The organism is Sphingobium xenophagum (assembly GCF_002288285.1).
GTDB lineage: Bacteria > Pseudomonadota > Alphaproteobacteria > Sphingomonadales > Sphingomonadaceae > Sphingobium > Sphingobium xenophagum.
In genome coordinates this window covers 2,812,256-2,825,521 of the sequence record NZ_CP022745.1, presented here as the reverse complement: position 1 = coordinate 2,825,521, position 13,266 = coordinate 2,812,256, and the positions used below count along the sequence as shown (strand labels likewise).

The following is a 13,266-nucleotide window of genomic DNA, read 5'->3' as shown; positions in this document are numbered from 1 at the left end:
GCTGTCGCCGCAATGGTCGGGATTCCATTTCTCCACCGGCGGGAGTTTTTTTTCGGCAAGCAGGCGCGCAATGTCGCTGAGCGACAGGTCGGCAAGGTCGGGTAGCGGGTCCATCGGCATAGGCTATGCAGATAGGATCGCAGCGCCCCGATGGCAAAGGGGAATCAGGCGATGACGCTAATATCGGGACCAAGCATCCCCACGCCGCCCACAGCGCGGCCATCGACCGACAGCGCCAGCAGACGCCGTTGCTCGACCGGGCCGGGCGCACGCCATCCGCTCGTGTCCTGGGCACTAAAGCCCCAGAAGCGGCCATAATATTCCGGGTCGCCAATCATCATCAGCGGCGCTGTTCCCTGCGCCTTTGCAGCCGCCACGACAGCGTCCATCATCGCCCGGCCATGGCCGCCGCCCTGATGCGCGGGGGCGACCGCTACCGGCCCGACCATGATATAGGGGCATTGCGTGCCGTCATCCTGCGTCAGCACGACCGGCCAGCTTTGCAGCGATCCGATCAGCGCGCCTTGTCCATCCACCATCGCGAAGGAAAGAGCGGGAATCCAGGCGACCGTCCCGCGAATCAGATAGGCCGTCCGTGCATGCCGATCGACGCCGAACGCTTCGTCGAGCAGACGCTCGATCGCGTCTGGCCGCTGGCTTTCGAGAGGGACAATCATAGACACGTCTTGCCGATCCGCGATCAATGGCGCATGGACCGCGCCGGGAGCGGCGGGCTTTACCGCCCGCATCGCAAAATGAAAGACTAAACTGGCCCCGTCTGACAGCAGGGAAGGGCCGGATATGGCAGGCCATGCAGACTGGATTTGACGATTTTCTGACGCTGGAGGTCAATAACCTTCATGTCGACGTACTGACCGGCATTTATTCGGAGGAGACGCATCTCCCCCAGCCGCTGCGTATCTCCATCCGCGCGCGGCTGGCGATCGCCGATCATTATGATCCGGCGACCCCGCTGACGCAGTCCAAAAACTATATGGACCTCAAGCATGCCGCCTCGACCGCCTTGCCGGACGGTGTGCATTTTACCCTGATCGAAGCCGTGGCCGACCATATCATCGACACCATCTTCCTTCAGGGCGACAATGTGACCCATGTGGAAGTGAAGATCGTCAAGCTGGCCCTGTCCGAACGGGGCGAGGAAATCGGCATCACCTTGGGGCGCAGCCGGAAATAGACGCGGCGTGCTCCCGCGCAGGCGGGAGCCCAGTCGAAACGCCACAACTGGCCTCCCGCCGGCGCGGGAGTACGCCGTTTACCCCTTCTTGATCAGGCCGATCTCGATCAGCCGTTCGGTCAGATAGTCATGTGCGCTGATCGGCGGATCGCGGCGCGGATTGGCCTCGCTCACGCATTGCGGCAGCGCGTCGATCATCACGTCGGGGCGCAGGTGCAGGAAGAAGGGCATCGAATAGCGCGAATGGCCGCGCCGTTCCGGCGGCGGATTGACCACGCGATGGCTGGTCGATGGCAGCATATGGTTGGTCAGTCGCTGGAGCATGTCGCCGACATTGATCGCCAGCGCGCCGGGCGGGGGCACCACCGGCAGCCAGTTGCCGTTGCGGTCCTTGAGCTCCAGCCCGCCTTCCTCCGCCCCCAGTAGCAGGGTGATCAGGTTGATGTCCTCATGCGCGCCCGCGCGGATGCCGGGTGCTTCGGGCGAGACAGGTGGATAATGGAGCAGCCGCAGGATTGAATTGCCGCGGTCGATCGGCCCGTCGAACCAGCGTTCCTCCAGCCCCAGATAGATCGCGATGGCCGACAGCAATTCCGCCCCCACCCGGTCGAATTCGGCATAGAGTTTGGTAAAGACGGGGTGGAATGCGGGCAGTTCATCAGGCCAGACATTGGGCGGCATCGTTTCTGCCAGTGGATCGCCGGGGGGAAGATCGCGCCCGACATGCCAGAATTCCTTCAGGTCATTCTCGCTCGCGCCCTTGGCGATTTCCGTGCCGAACGCGGTATAGCCGCGCTGACCGCCATTATATTTGGCGTCATAGGCGCGCTTGGTCGCTTCAGGCAGGGCGAAAAAGTCGCGCGCCAGCATCCATCCCGCGTCGATCAGCGCCGGGTCCATGCCATGATCGCGCACCATCGCAAAGCCGAATCGCTGGAAGGAATCGCCGAACCCTTGCGCGAAATCCGCCTTGCTCAATTCCGCCATAGACAGGACGGGCACCTGATCCAGCACCGATTGCGACACTTTATTCTCTCCGAAATTAGGGGTCTGAAACTATGGGGACGGGGCGCGCAACATAAGGATGGTTAAGCGATATTCCCATCCTTGATCGCGGCGGAGCGGTGATGCAAGGAGGCAAAATGAACTATTGGCTGATGAAATCGGAACCCGATGTTTTTTCCTATGACGACCTGGTCGCCAAGGGGAAAGCGGAATGGGACGGCGTGCGCAATCACGCAGCCCAACTCAACATGAAGGCGATGCGCCGGGGCGATCTCGCGCTGTTCTACCACAGTAATATCGGGGTAGAGGCCGTGGGCATCATGGAGATTGTCGAGGAAGCGGCCCCCGACAGCACCGACGATAGCGGCAAATGGATTGCGGTCCATGTTCACGCCCGCGAAAAGCTGGCCAAGCCCGTCACGCTCAAGACGATGAAGGCCGATCCCGCGCTGGCCGGCATGGTTATGTTGCGGCAATCGCGCCTGTCAGTCTCGCCCGTGTCAAAGGCCGAATTTGATCATATCGTCGCCTTATCAAAGGCTTGATACTCAAAAAACGTTCCGGTTGCGTTACACGCAATTGCAGGGGCGCTTTTTGCGATTGCCGCTTTGCTGCGCTGCGACATAAAACCGTCCCAACAGAAAAGAACATTCAAGAGGTGTTTGATCGGCATTCACAAGGAGTTTACCCATGCGAATGCTGTCCAAATTTGTTGCCGCCAGCGCCCTCGGCGCTTTTGTTGCCATCGCTGCCCCCGCTCAGGCTGAAGACGCTGCCAAGCAGCGCTTTTCCCACGAAGGTTATACTTACGTCTATGACGTCAAGGAAACCAAGTCGGGCCGCGTCATTTCCGGCCGTCGTTTCCCCGACGCAGTTGCCTTCAATCTCTCTGTCAAGGACGGAAAGGTTTGGGGCATGTCGGGTGGCCAGCAGGTCAGGTTTTCGGTGGATGAAGCCCGCGGCGCTGCGTCGAACTAAGCTCTACAAGGCTTAAGCGAATGAAAGGGCCGCTTCCGACGGGAGGCGGCCCTTTTTCATAGGCTGGAGTTAACGGCAGCGACGCTTGCTGTCGACTTCCTTGCCCAGCAGGCCACCGCCCACCGCGCCCAATATAGTGCCGGTCGTGCGCTCACCGCGCGTGTCGATCGCCCGGCCCAGCAATGCGCCGCCAGCAGCGCCAATGATCAGGCCAGTCGTGCCGTCCGATTTACGGCAATAGGTCCGGCCATCGCGTCCGCGCCATTCCTTGTACCGATAATGTTTGCGTGCCTGCGCACCGTCGGTCGGGACGGCCATGGACATGGGGATGGCCAGCGATACAGCGGCCAGGGCGAGTAGGGCTTTACGCATAAGTTTCTCCTCCGAATGCGTGGATTTGCCGCTTGAACCCCTGCACCTTGACGCAGGTTGCATGAACAGGGCACAACGAGATAAGCCACTGTTTATCCATCGCTAAATTTTGAGGCGAACGGAAGCGGCGCAGGGACGAACCGGCGGTTCAGCCATCATTTGGTATGGTTATCCAACGCCCGGTCGGGCTGGCGGCCTTCAATTTGAAGAGAGCGAAAAAGTTATCCACAGCTTTATGACGCTTTGGCTACGGACCGTTGCCGATTCTGCTTTGCACGACTCGGTTTTGGTGAGACCTTCCTTGTATCGGAACAGTTGGGAACGGAGCGATCCGTTTCCGAGAATCCTTGGTAAAACAGGAATTTAACGCTGTACCGAAGGTCCGCTGGAAGATGTCTTTCGCGAGGGCGACATCAACCGACGGATCGGTCCAAAAGACCGTAGCCGGGTACGCGCGAAAGTGAACGTCGGGCTTCGGATATTGCGGACCAGAGCCAGCCTGGCTGCCCTTGGCCCAAGCTGGAGCAGTCCTTGGCAAACAGGCTTTCGGGCCAGTGCCAGGACAACGCCGGGCCGATGATCGCCTCTCGCCAGAGAAGCGGATCGCATGACCCGACGGCAGTGGGGACCGACAGCAATGTCGGCCCCCATTTTGCGTTTGGGGCTTCGCTTTCAACGCAAGGGGGATGGCCTGACTGGTGCCGGATGCAGGATTTGAACCCGCGACCTTCGGTTTACAAAACCGCTGGTCTATATCCGATTACCCCAGTTTTCGCCGGTTTTTCTATATCGCCATTCCGGTCTAGCGCCCGCTCTTGGGTTCGCGAATCGGCTATCAGGTGCAGTTCGCACCTTAGGGCGGTGGTTGCTTTCTTCTTCGCAAAAAGACGGCCCCAAACGCGGTTGCTGCCGCGCCGGGGCCTGGCACACGATGAAGGAAGCATCGCATGAGTGAACTCAGTATAGAGCATTGGGGCTTGGGCTACAAAGGGCCTGCCAGCTACAACGATAAAATAATGAGCGGGCGTATGCAGGACGCCATCGCCAAACTGGTATGTGTTGGCAATCTCGAGGCAGAGCAAAGAGTCTCCGCCGCCATTACGGACCAGATCGCCGGGGAAAGTGGAGTAACCCAAGAGCAGGCTGAGTATCTGGCCCACCTGTTGTATCGCTGCCTTCATTCTGCGTTTGTGCGCAAGGCGGGGCGCAATGGCAAAAGCGCGGGCTTGCCTGAGGTCGCGGTTGGCGTCGTCTTTGCCGCTATCGACTATCTAGAGGAAGGCCTGCCCAACAACCGAACCATGATTGCCTATCGTAACAGGCATAATGATTTTCTGCGGGCTTTGGGTGACTTGGGCGAAAAGCTGTATGGCGAGCGTCAATATAACGACGCGTTCTATACCTATCTCGGCAGAAAGATCAGTCAGTTCGCGCTTGGGAATGGCCTTGTTGACACCGAAGAGGTGTGCGCGCTCGGCAAGATATATCCGGCAATAGAGCAGGCCGTTGCTGAGCAGATAATCTATTTCATCGGATGCGGAGCAGAAGGGCCGATAAAGATTGGCATCGCTGCCAAGCCGCGAGACAGATTGAACGGGCTGCAGACTGGCCACCATGAAACCCTTTACCTTCTCGCTACCGCTGCAGGCGGGCGGGCTGGTGAGTTGGAATATCACCAGCGGTTCAAGAGCGCGCATTTGCGGGGCGAATGGTTCTCCCGCCACCCCGACATTCTGGCCGAGATCGAACGGCTCAACCAATCCACCCCACGCCCGACAGCCGCGCACGATGAAGGAGGCGTTCGTCATGGGTGAGGCTATTCGTTGGCGCTTGTCAGTAGCCGCTTGGTGGCTTTGGCTCAAAGTGACGCCCGACTGCACGTTCAAGCGCGACATGGTTGACGCCGTTGCATCCCTACGCGCGCGCTATCCTCACACCCCCAAAGGGCCACTGACATGACCAAAGACACTGAGGCGCTGCGGGAGGCGTTAAAAGACTTGGCGCGAGGCGTGTTTATAGACGCCGCCACTATCACCCACCATTCATGGGTTGACGGGACGAACGGTCGCGAACCCGACTTCGACGAATATGCGGGCGACTATGCGGAAAGCTTTGCCGACGCCTATGTGGACAACATCACCGCAGCCCTCGCCACCCCAGCCAGCGACGTTGTGGCGGTTGCTTGGCTTTATGAGATAGCCGGGTCAGGGGTGTGGCGGCTTTATAAGACCCGCTACACCTCGCCTCAGCAAGTGGCAGAAGGCTGGACCGAAACACCCCTCTACGCTCACCCACCGGCCCACCCCGTCGATCATGTGGCGGGGGAGGCTTTGCGGGAGGCGTTGGAAGCCCTACGCCCATTTGCCGATGTGGCGGAGGAACAAGACCCGGATTGCACGCCTATCGAAGAACGAAGGGCCGACGACGATTACGTTCTTTATTACCCAAATTGGGCAAGCGGGTTGGAGGTCGGAGATCTGCGGCGGGCCAAGATTGCCTATGACAAACTCGCAGCCCTCAAAGGACCAGCCGCATGACAAAATTCATTCGTATAAGACAAGCCATTATCGATCTTAGATTACACGTAGCTGCTTGGCTTGTCGGTAATAACGGCATGATCAAGAACGTGGCAATCGGCAAGAATGGCGCGGGTGTCTATCTCAAAAGCGGTCAAACAACATATGTTTCGCAAGTCGATATCCACTGCATGAAGTGCGGTTTTTTTGTGGAACAGCAGTCCCATCTAATCGTGGGAGATCGCGTTAAGATTTTGCCTTTCAACGGGGAAGAGCCATGACCACCCAACCGAAGCAGGATGCTATCGTGTCGCAGCGGGCGAGAGAGGCGGCGGCTGCTTTCATCTTTCTATGGAACAGAGACCTCGCTGGTCGGGATGAATTGGTCCAAACCTTCGCCCGTTTTGAAGCCGAGATCGAAGCCGCCACGATCGAGCGGTGCGCGGAATGGTATGAGACGAAAGGCTGGCAGATGGATGAAGAAGAAGTCCCGACAGCCATCCGCAACCTGAAAGGCCAAACATCATGAGCGAGATTGAGAGGGTGGCGAAGGGGTTGACCGAGGCGCAGCTTAAGGCCGTCAACGATGCGCGCCAATCTTTTGGCGTAATCCATGTGATAGCGTCTCCGGCTACGCTTCACGCCCTTAAGCGCAAGGGTATAACCGAAGGACTATATGCCGATAGATTCACCCCTCTCGGCCTCCAAGTCCGCGACTATCTGAAAGCCCACCCATGACCCTAACCGACAAAATCACCGCCCTCCTATCCGCCGACCCGATATGCGGTGGCCGGGTTACGGGGGAGACTGTCAGGGCTATTGCGGGGTTGGTGGGTGAGAGGGATGCTACTATTGTGGCATGGTTGCGCGGACTGCCAAAAGACGAGTGGTATCCAAGCGATGTAGCCGACGCAATCGAGCGCGGCGACTTTGGCGCGGGGGAGGGGTGAAATAGGCGATTCACAACCCGGCGCGGATGGGGTAGGGTGAGTGCAGAGATTACCGACTGGATCGGCAATAACCGCCCGCGATCAAGTAGGGCCACAAGAATTGCGGGGAAGGCTGGAATAGGTCTGGCCGGAAACAAAATTCACCCGCCTGCCAGTGGGCGTTATCATTGGCTACCCATTAACCTCGACCAACGGAGCCATCTGCCCCCGCGCCCGCTTGGTGGTGGTCAGCGCATTGTCCCGCATAACCTGCGCAGGGTCGATCCCAAGCGCCTGGGACGCGACAATCGGATTGCCGGTGACGGATATGTCATTGCCGCGCACATCGACGCCCTCAGCGCTGTAATCGGTCCATGGTGCCTGCCATTGCGGCGCTGTCCGCTCCCCGATGTGCAGGCCATCGCGGCAGTCGCGAATGGTGTTGCGCAGAATGTCTATGCGACGGCACCCGCCCTTGGTGGTGATGGCGATCGGATTGCCGGATATGTCGCATCGCCGGATACTGCCGCCGTCGATGCCTAAGAAGTCGATAGCCTGATCACGGCCACCACGCACGATGCAGCTATGGACATGCACGTCCGTCCCGCCATTGGCCTTGATGCCGTCATCCACCGGGTCGATGGCCGTCACGCGCACGATGTAGATATGCGCGATCATCTTTGCTGGATCATAGTCCGCGCCGTTTTGGCTGACCTGGACGCCGTTCAACCCGCCCACAGTGCTGAAACCGACAAGACGCAGCCACTTGCACCCGCCACCCCCGATTGCAGCTTTCCGGTCGTCCTTCGCCTTGATCCGGGTGTCTTCGCCGCCCCTGATCGTGATGAACTTGCCCTTGGAGCCCGACAGTCCACGCGGCAGGACGATGTTGCCGATGATGTCGCCATCGGGGAGGGTGTAAGTGTCGCCGGGTTTCAGGGCCGCTAGGGCGCGGTTGATGTCCTTCACAGGAAGGTTCGCCAGGGGGAACTGTTCAGCGCGAGATAGGGGGCCTCACTGACCGCGATCAGGTTGTAACCAAGCGAAACAGGGTGCAGGAAGTCACTCGCACCGCAATAGCTGGCGCTGGCCCATATCGTTTCATCAACGGAGTCAGCTACGGCGATATTGGGGTCAAGATAACCATTGCTGCCGACGATGAGTCCGTGACGAACATTGTAATTATGCTCAACGATTTGAGCGGCGAAGCCAACGGGGACATTGTAGGCAGTCGATCCGCGCGGGGTGACGGTGCAGACAATGACATAGCAGGGCAGCGTAGGATTGGCTGCTGCCCATGCGGCGCGATAGGCGACGATCTCCGCCTCAATGTCTGCCTTAAGCTGCGCAGCGGTGCGGCTATTGCCTAGATCGTTGGTCCCCATCTGTATGATGAGGTGGTTGAAATATGGGTAACTCGCGCGGCGCTTGGCACCACCGGCCCCCGACGACGAACGCATACCAGTCATTTGCGCGGACGGGCGACTGAGCAGGCGCAGCGGGACAGTGCGGCCAGCAACTACCTGTGCGAGATAGTTTGCCCGCCGCATCCATGCGCCACCCTGCACAGTCCGGCCCTCGACGCCGACCGCGCCGCCATCGCCATCGGACGTTTCGCCGTTTGACGATATGATGCTGTCACCGATGGCCCCAAATGTCGGATACAGGTGGACGCCATAGCCAATCGTGATCGGGCAGAGCAATGATCCGGTGCCGGTTGACAGGCCCGTTGTATCGAACGTCACCGTCGAGCCAGCTTTGCGCCCGACTGCCGATGCCGCACCCTGATTGGAATAGATCAGCGTTTGTGGACCGGTGTTCTGGCCAGAGGTTGGGACGGTCGCCTTCTTGTCCAGATAAAGCGTCGAGCCTGCGGGGATTGCGCCGGTATATTCAAGCACCGGATAAGCGCCCTCGAAGGCGGGGACGGCGACCGGCGACGGGGATATGGCAAGCTGCGTCGAGGCGTTTGACAGCTTATGCTCGATATTGACCACGTTCGTGATGGTGGTGTCCACGCCGCCGCTGCTCGCCCCGACAAAGAAAGTCTGCTCCAGCGAACGGACCGCTTCAAGATCAATGTTCGGGATGTCGCGCTTGCGGGTGACAACCTGAACGCTGCTGGCGTTCGATCCCTGCGCGGCAAATCCGGTGTCGTTATACTGGCCGATGATCTGCCACGACTTGACCGGCGCAGGCGCACCGCCGCCGCCAGAGCGCGCACCAAGGCCAAGGCTCAGTCCAATGCCGATCATTGCTGCACCTCCAGAGATAGCGCCCATTCCCGCGCCGCCTGCAACCGCCCCGTATTCGTCGCACACACAAAGGCGTCCGCTTCGGGGATCAGGATATTGCCGAGAGGAATGACGGGACTTCCACCGGGTCCGTCAGAGCTTTCGGCGCTTTGGGCGGTGCCGGGCATATCGGTTGCGCGGCCCGAACGTTGAGCGGCTTGGTAGCGCAGGACGGCAGCATGATAGCGCTGGCCAAGATCATCAGCGCGTGCGTCGGCTTGTTCAGCTTTGGCCGCATATTCAGCTTCCTTCTTCATTTTGGCGGACAGGGCGATTGCAGCCGCCTCAGCCTGCGCTTGGGCGTAACTGGCAGCATCGGCACGGCGACCGGACTTTTCAGCCTGTAGCGCGCCCTGTGTGGCGGACAGGCGGAATGTCTGGATGGCCAGGGCAAGCAGGGCGATGGCTATAAGGCCTATGCGCCAGTGTTGGCGGATGGCGGATAGGGCGAAGGGGAGGAGGTTCACAGCTTCTGCTCCACCGGGATAGGGTCATTGGCCGGCTGATCGACCTTGACGGGCATTGGCGATTCCGGCGCGGCTTTCCCGCCGCTGGATGAGCCAACCCAGAACGAGAAAGCCGCCACCGCAAAGGACTTCCATGTGCCGATGACATCGCCGATCATGGCCGCATCCTTGGAAACCGCGACAACCCAGATCGAGAAGCCCGCATAGGCAATGATCGCGACGCCGCAGAATAGGACGACAAGGCGAAGGTGCGGGATGCGGGCGGTCATGCCAGCAGCGCCTTGGCCTTGGCGTAATGCGCCTTGCGATCCGCCAGGCCATTTGTCCCGCCGTTGATCCGCTTGGTGATGCCAACAATATCGTCATTGTCGGCCAGTGCGTTCAGGTTCTTGTCGCGCCAGAACAGCAGGGCGACATGCAGGCCGATGGATGGATTGGCGACGATCGAGGGTATTCCTCAAAGTCGATGCCCGCCATCTTGCCGAACCGCGCGTAATTCGCCCGCCCGGTTAGCTGGATAGGGCCACGGCCTTTGAAGCGGACGCCATCGCCAGCGACGACATTGCCCAAATCCTTGCGCCCCTCATAGGCAGAGCCGCTGGCAATCTCCTCCATGTAGCGGAATGATCCGCTTTCATGGACAAGCTGCGCCATGAAATGCGCCAGGCGCAGGGGGTTGTCCATGATCCCGAACGCGGGGAAATGGACATTGGCGGCGATGGCCAGAGCGCGGGCCTTGGCGGTATCGGCACCGAAGCGGGAGAATAGAGCGCGGAACGTGTTTTGCCCCGCCACCCCGTCCGCTACTACGCCAAGCGCCTTCTGTAGGTGTACTATGTCCATCACAGTCCCATCACCTTCCATGCCAATGCAAAGCCCGACCCAAGCGCCGCGAACGGGACTGTCCTGACCAGCCAAGCGCTGATCCCGATCGCCCCAGCGCGCCGATTTTCGGATGCCTCCAGCGACGTGACGCGCAGATCGAGGGCAGCTATCGCGGCCTTGCTCTCAGCGACCGCGCCGGGAATATGCGATGTCTTGTCCACCGCGCGGGCCACGTCCTCGAACTTCTGCGCAAGATTGTTGACGGTGTGGACCAGCTCTCTAAGTTGCCCGCGCATTTCGCCTAACATCAACGGTGTGGAAAGATCGTCGGTCGCCATCACGCCACCTCCGCTTGCGAACAAATCATCATTCTGCTAGAAAAAACGGGCCGGAAACACTGCGCTAACAGTGCCCGGCCCTGACCAACAACGTGAGGAACCACGCTATGGCTACCCTTCAACTTAAAGACATTTCCCCCCGCGATGAAGCGCGATTTTGGAGCAAGGTGAATAAACTTGGGCCAGACGAATGTTGGGAGTGGGGTGCATACCGTAATAAGCGCCAATACGGGCTTATTAAGATTGCAGGCATTTCCGCTCCTGCGACGCACGTCGCCTTGTTCGCATCGGGCAGAGATCGCCCGGCACTGGAACATAATGCGCTCCATAGCTGCGACAATCCGCCGTGCTGCAACCCCAGCCATCTTCGTTGGGGCACGCAGGCCGACAATATAGCTGACGCGATGAGACGCGGGCGCTGGGTCGTTCAACGTGGCGGCGACAACTGGCGAACCAAGCTTACCGCAGAGACGGTTAGATTGATCCGTTCCGCAGAAGGTGGATGCGTCGCTGTCGCCAAAAGATTTGGGATCAGTCCTTCCCATGTGAACAATATCCGCAAACGGAGGGTTTGGGATCATATCTAAGGCCCCGCCTTCCATGCGCCCCACTGCTAGCGTCATTGATTGATCGTCAGGCATGACGTTTCACCCACAGTGCGAATTGCAGGATCGCGCGGAAGTCATCCATCGGACTGCGCCTGTTCCAGCGCTGTCCGCGCGTCGGTAAGCTCTGCTTGCGCCAGTTCCAGCCTTATGGTCAGGGTCGCGACCTCCTGCGCCAGATTGGCGGCTCGCGCGCTCATAAGTTTGTTTTGCGCCTGCAATTCAGCAAATGCCGCCTGGACGACCCGCTCTTGCAGGTTCGCCACAGGACTACCGCCAGCTTCACCAGCAAGGTCTGCGCGTGGCCTTGCAGCTATCGGAGCCGTTGAGGGGACAGGTTTGGACATGGCAATCCTTATGCGCGGGTTGAAAGTTTGTGGACGTTGCCGAGCCGATCCTTGATCTCGATGTATCCGTTGGACGGCGCGTCGGCGGCGGGCGTATGAGCGCCCATCACGATCGCCCCATCAGATTCGACGCCAAAGAAGGTGTTTCCATTAATTTCGATCAGGAAGTTGCCAGCCTCGTACAGCTTCATCTGCAAGGCTCCGGTGCCGCGATGGCCGATGATGGTCGTCCCATTCGCGCCCGCATTGCGACCAAAGCGCGCGCCAAAGTCGGTGTAGGTCGTGTCCGTCACAAGGTCGTGATAACTGTTGCCGTCCGCCGTGCGACCAAGGCCAACGGTCGTGCCAACATCGTCCGTTCCGACATTGAGGCCAATGACCGCGTTGCCGGTGGACCAATAGGAGCCATCGGGGTCGATCTGGAATGTGGTTATGCCTGCCTCGATGAATTGCAGCATCTTGGAGAAGGAACCGCCCCCGCTGGCAGCATAGACCGCCACATCGTTGACGCCGGTATCCGCGACGATAGCGATGCCGAGTTGAGTGTCTGTCAGGCTGTCCACCACGCCCAATTGCACGCGCAGCTTATGGGTGGCCGATCCATCGGGCAGATATTGCCGCGACGCGCCCTCCAGTACCGCGCTGAACCCCTCGCGCGATCCTACATCGACCAGTACGCCAGCGACATCACCCACGCCATTGATCGCGACAACGCCGATACCGTCAATTTCACCGGGCGTGTCGTTGGTTTGCCATTCCGTTCGGATCGCTGTCACGCCAAAGGAGAAGTCTGCGCGAGACGGTGCCGCCGCTTCGCCCGATCCGTCAGATACGACATGGATATGATGGCCGTAGCGCGGGTCCGTGTGCGTGCCGAGCGAACGGACGACAAGGGCCGTTGACCCTACAGGCCCGCCGCCTGTCGGGTCGTCGCTCTCGGTATAGACGTTAATGGGGTAGGGATAATTGTTTGCGTCCAGATATTTGACGGACGCAGCCACTTCCGCCAGGTCGCCGCCCGCGTTGGCGATGGCATAGACCTGCGCGCCGAAACGATCTCGCAGGCGTATCGAATAATCGCCGTCTATGTAGATGGTCGCAGGGGTGCCTGAACGGATGATATAGCCGCCGATGATCGGGACGCCATCCGTCTGATCGACAGGATCAGTGCCATTCTTGTCCCAGAATACGTCCTTGGGGCTGGTTTGCGGGTCTTCATTGGGCAAGCCGATATAGAGCTTGCCTAAATTGAGCGCCTTACCCGACTGGTCGAGAAAGATCGGATACTGGCTTTGGATGGAATATGACGACATGCAGCATCCCCGCGAAAGGCTGCGCGAAGCGTTGCATTTGCGACGGTATTGCTGCCATTAAGGCTTTGCGCTATCGTCGCGC

The 13,266-nt window shown here is 59.6% G+C and carries 18 protein-coding genes; 7 read left to right on the top strand and 11 right to left on the bottom strand.

Features of this window, described 5'->3' with window-relative positions; all coding sequences use genetic code 11:
* Positions 1 to 164: 164 nt before the first annotated feature.
* The gene (locus CJD35_RS13805; RefSeq protein WP_017182310.1) at positions 165 to 677 is read right to left on the bottom strand and encodes a GNAT family N-acetyltransferase; all 513 of its coding nucleotides are present in this window, start codon (positions 675 to 677) and stop codon (positions 165 to 167) included.
* Between the two features lie 134 nt (positions 678 to 811).
* Here CJD35_RS13805 and CJD35_RS13800 point away from each other — a divergent pair, with 134 nt between their 5' ends.
* Positions 812 to 1,195 carry a dihydroneopterin aldolase gene (locus CJD35_RS13800; protein WP_017182309.1) on the top strand — a complete coding sequence of 128 codons (384 nt, stop codon included), beginning with the start codon at positions 812 to 814 and terminating at the stop codon, positions 1,193 to 1,195.
* A gap of 78 nt (positions 1,196 to 1,273) precedes the next feature.
* Here CJD35_RS13800 and CJD35_RS13795 read toward each other — a convergent pair whose 3' ends face one another.
* Positions 1,274 to 2,221, bottom strand: coding sequence for an isopenicillin N synthase family dioxygenase (locus tag CJD35_RS13795; protein ID WP_017182308.1), 948 nt, complete (start codon positions 2,219 to 2,221; stop codon positions 1,274 to 1,276).
* A 116-nt stretch (positions 2,222 to 2,337) separates the two neighbouring features.
* On the opposite strand from CJD35_RS13795, the gene CJD35_RS13790 reads away from it, so the two are divergent.
* Both CJD35_RS13790 and CJD35_RS13785 read left to right on the top strand, forming a co-directional pair.
* Positions 2,338 to 2,745 carry an EVE domain-containing protein gene (locus tag CJD35_RS13790; protein ID WP_017182307.1) on the top strand — a complete coding sequence of 136 codons (408 nt, stop codon included), beginning with the start codon at positions 2,338 to 2,340 and terminating at the stop codon, positions 2,743 to 2,745.
* Positions 2,746 to 2,896: 151 nt separating this feature from the next.
* Complete coding sequence (locus tag CJD35_RS13785; RefSeq protein ID WP_017182306.1) at positions 2,897 to 3,178, top strand: hypothetical protein; 282 nt, start codon at positions 2,897 to 2,899, stop codon at positions 3,176 to 3,178.
* A 69-nt stretch (positions 3,179 to 3,247) separates the two neighbouring features.
* Here the strand turns inward: CJD35_RS13785 and CJD35_RS13780 are convergent, their stop codons facing one another.
* Positions 3,248 to 3,550: a glycine zipper 2TM domain-containing protein gene (locus tag CJD35_RS13780; RefSeq protein WP_017182305.1), complete on the bottom strand. Its 303-nt coding sequence runs from the start codon at positions 3,548 to 3,550 to the stop codon at positions 3,248 to 3,250.
* A gap of 947 nt (positions 3,551 to 4,497) precedes the next feature.
* Here CJD35_RS13780 and CJD35_RS13775 point away from each other — a divergent pair.
* The 4 genes from CJD35_RS13775 (at position 4,498) to CJD35_RS13760 (ending at position 6,595) form a co-directional block, all read left to right on the top strand.
* Positions 4,498 to 5,364, top strand: coding sequence for a GIY-YIG nuclease family protein (locus CJD35_RS13775; protein WP_095687166.1), 867 nt, complete (start codon positions 4,498 to 4,500; stop codon positions 5,362 to 5,364).
* 141 nt (positions 5,365 to 5,505) lie between these two features.
* Positions 5,506 to 6,087 (top strand): hypothetical protein, encoded by a 582-nt coding sequence (locus CJD35_RS13770; RefSeq protein ID WP_095687165.1) that lies wholly within the window; start codon positions 5,506 to 5,508, stop codon positions 6,085 to 6,087.
* Entirely contained in the window at positions 6,084 to 6,347 is a 264-nt protein-coding gene (locus tag CJD35_RS13765) for a hypothetical protein (protein WP_095687164.1), read from the top strand. Before CJD35_RS13770 ends, CJD35_RS13765 begins: the two co-directional genes overlap by 4 nt.
* Positions 6,344 to 6,595 (top strand): hypothetical protein, encoded by a 252-nt coding sequence (locus tag CJD35_RS13760; protein WP_095687163.1) that lies wholly within the window; start codon positions 6,344 to 6,346, stop codon positions 6,593 to 6,595. Before CJD35_RS13765 ends, CJD35_RS13760 begins: the two co-directional genes overlap by 4 nt.
* Before the next feature lie 592 nt (positions 6,596 to 7,187).
* Here CJD35_RS13760 and CJD35_RS13745 read toward each other — a convergent pair.
* From CJD35_RS13745 to CJD35_RS13710, 8 genes are all read right to left on the bottom strand, one after another.
* The gene (locus CJD35_RS13745; protein ID WP_095687160.1) at positions 7,188 to 7,964 is read right to left on the bottom strand and encodes a right-handed parallel beta-helix repeat-containing protein; all 777 of its coding nucleotides are present in this window, start codon (positions 7,962 to 7,964) and stop codon (positions 7,188 to 7,190) included.
* A complete protein-coding gene (locus CJD35_RS13740) occupies positions 7,961 to 9,250 on the bottom strand; it encodes a hypothetical protein (RefSeq protein WP_095687159.1) in 1,290 nt (429 codons plus the stop codon). The genes CJD35_RS13745 and CJD35_RS13740 overlap by 4 nt, the downstream gene beginning before the upstream one ends.
* Positions 9,247 to 9,756 carry a hypothetical protein gene (locus CJD35_RS13735; RefSeq protein ID WP_095687158.1) on the bottom strand — a complete coding sequence of 170 codons (510 nt, stop codon included), beginning with the start codon at positions 9,754 to 9,756 and terminating at the stop codon, positions 9,247 to 9,249. The genes CJD35_RS13740 and CJD35_RS13735 overlap by 4 nt, the downstream gene beginning before the upstream one ends.
* Positions 9,753 to 10,025: a hypothetical protein gene (locus tag CJD35_RS13730; protein ID WP_095687157.1), complete on the bottom strand. Its 273-nt coding sequence runs from the start codon at positions 10,023 to 10,025 to the stop codon at positions 9,753 to 9,755. Before CJD35_RS13730 ends, CJD35_RS13735 begins: the two co-directional genes overlap by 4 nt.
* 112 nt (positions 10,026 to 10,137) lie before the next feature.
* Positions 10,138 to 10,599: a glycoside hydrolase family 19 protein gene (locus CJD35_RS13725; protein ID WP_244917190.1), complete on the bottom strand. Its 462-nt coding sequence runs from the start codon at positions 10,597 to 10,599 to the stop codon at positions 10,138 to 10,140.
* On the bottom strand, positions 10,599 to 10,919 hold the full coding sequence (locus CJD35_RS13720) for a hypothetical protein (protein ID WP_095687156.1): 321 nt from the start codon (positions 10,917 to 10,919) through the stop codon (positions 10,599 to 10,601). Before CJD35_RS13720 ends, CJD35_RS13725 begins: the two co-directional genes overlap by 1 nt.
* Before the next feature lie 682 nt (positions 10,920 to 11,601).
* Positions 11,602 to 11,724, bottom strand: a complete 123-nt coding sequence (locus tag CJD35_RS23420; RefSeq protein WP_276327781.1) for a hypothetical protein — start codon at positions 11,722 to 11,724, stop codon at positions 11,602 to 11,604.
* A 155-nt stretch (positions 11,725 to 11,879) separates the two neighbouring features.
* Positions 11,880 to 13,184 carry a hypothetical protein gene (locus CJD35_RS13710; protein ID WP_095687154.1) on the bottom strand — a complete coding sequence of 435 codons (1,305 nt, stop codon included), beginning with the start codon at positions 13,182 to 13,184 and terminating at the stop codon, positions 11,880 to 11,882.
* Between the last annotated feature and the right edge of the window lie 82 nt (positions 13,185 to 13,266).

Coding starts and splice junctions, on each gene's coding strand:
- CJD35_RS13740 (WP_095687159.1), bottom strand. CDS start 9,250: ATGATCGGCATTGGACTGAGCCTTGGCCTTGGTGCGCGCTCTGGCGGC.
- CJD35_RS13775 (WP_095687166.1), top strand. CDS start 4,498: ATGAGTGAACTCAGTATAGAGCATTGGGGCTTGGGCTACAAAGGGCCT.
- CJD35_RS13805 (WP_017182310.1), bottom strand. CDS start 677: ATGATTGTCCCTCTCGAAAGCCAGCGGCCAGACGCGATCGAGCGTCTG.
- CJD35_RS13785 (WP_017182306.1), top strand. CDS start 2,897: ATGCTGTCCAAATTTGTTGCCGCCAGCGCCCTCGGCGCTTTTGTTGCC.
- CJD35_RS13710 (WP_095687154.1), bottom strand. CDS start 13,184: ATGTCGTCATATTCCATCCAAAGCCAGTATCCGATCTTTCTCGACCAG.
- CJD35_RS13790 (WP_017182307.1), top strand. CDS start 2,338: ATGAACTATTGGCTGATGAAATCGGAACCCGATGTTTTTTCCTATGAC.
- CJD35_RS13760 (WP_095687163.1), top strand. CDS start 6,344: ATGACCACCCAACCGAAGCAGGATGCTATCGTGTCGCAGCGGGCGAGA.
- CJD35_RS13800 (WP_017182309.1), top strand. CDS start 812: ATGCAGACTGGATTTGACGATTTTCTGACGCTGGAGGTCAATAACCTT.
- CJD35_RS13725 (WP_244917190.1), bottom strand. CDS start 10,599: ATGGACATAGTACACCTACAGAAGGCGCTTGGCGTAGTAGCGGACGGG.
- CJD35_RS13720 (WP_095687156.1), bottom strand. CDS start 10,919: ATGGCGACCGACGATCTTTCCACACCGTTGATGTTAGGCGAAATGCGC.
- CJD35_RS23420 (WP_276327781.1), bottom strand. CDS start 11,724: ATGAGCGCGCGAGCCGCCAATCTGGCGCAGGAGGTCGCGACCCTGACC.
- CJD35_RS13765 (WP_095687164.1), top strand. CDS start 6,084: ATGACAAAATTCATTCGTATAAGACAAGCCATTATCGATCTTAGATTA.
- CJD35_RS13770 (WP_095687165.1), top strand. CDS start 5,506: ATGACCAAAGACACTGAGGCGCTGCGGGAGGCGTTAAAAGACTTGGCG.
- CJD35_RS13730 (WP_095687157.1), bottom strand. CDS start 10,025: ATGACCGCCCGCATCCCGCACCTTCGCCTTGTCGTCCTATTCTGCGGC.
- CJD35_RS13780 (WP_017182305.1), bottom strand. CDS start 3,550: ATGCGTAAAGCCCTACTCGCCCTGGCCGCTGTATCGCTGGCCATCCCC.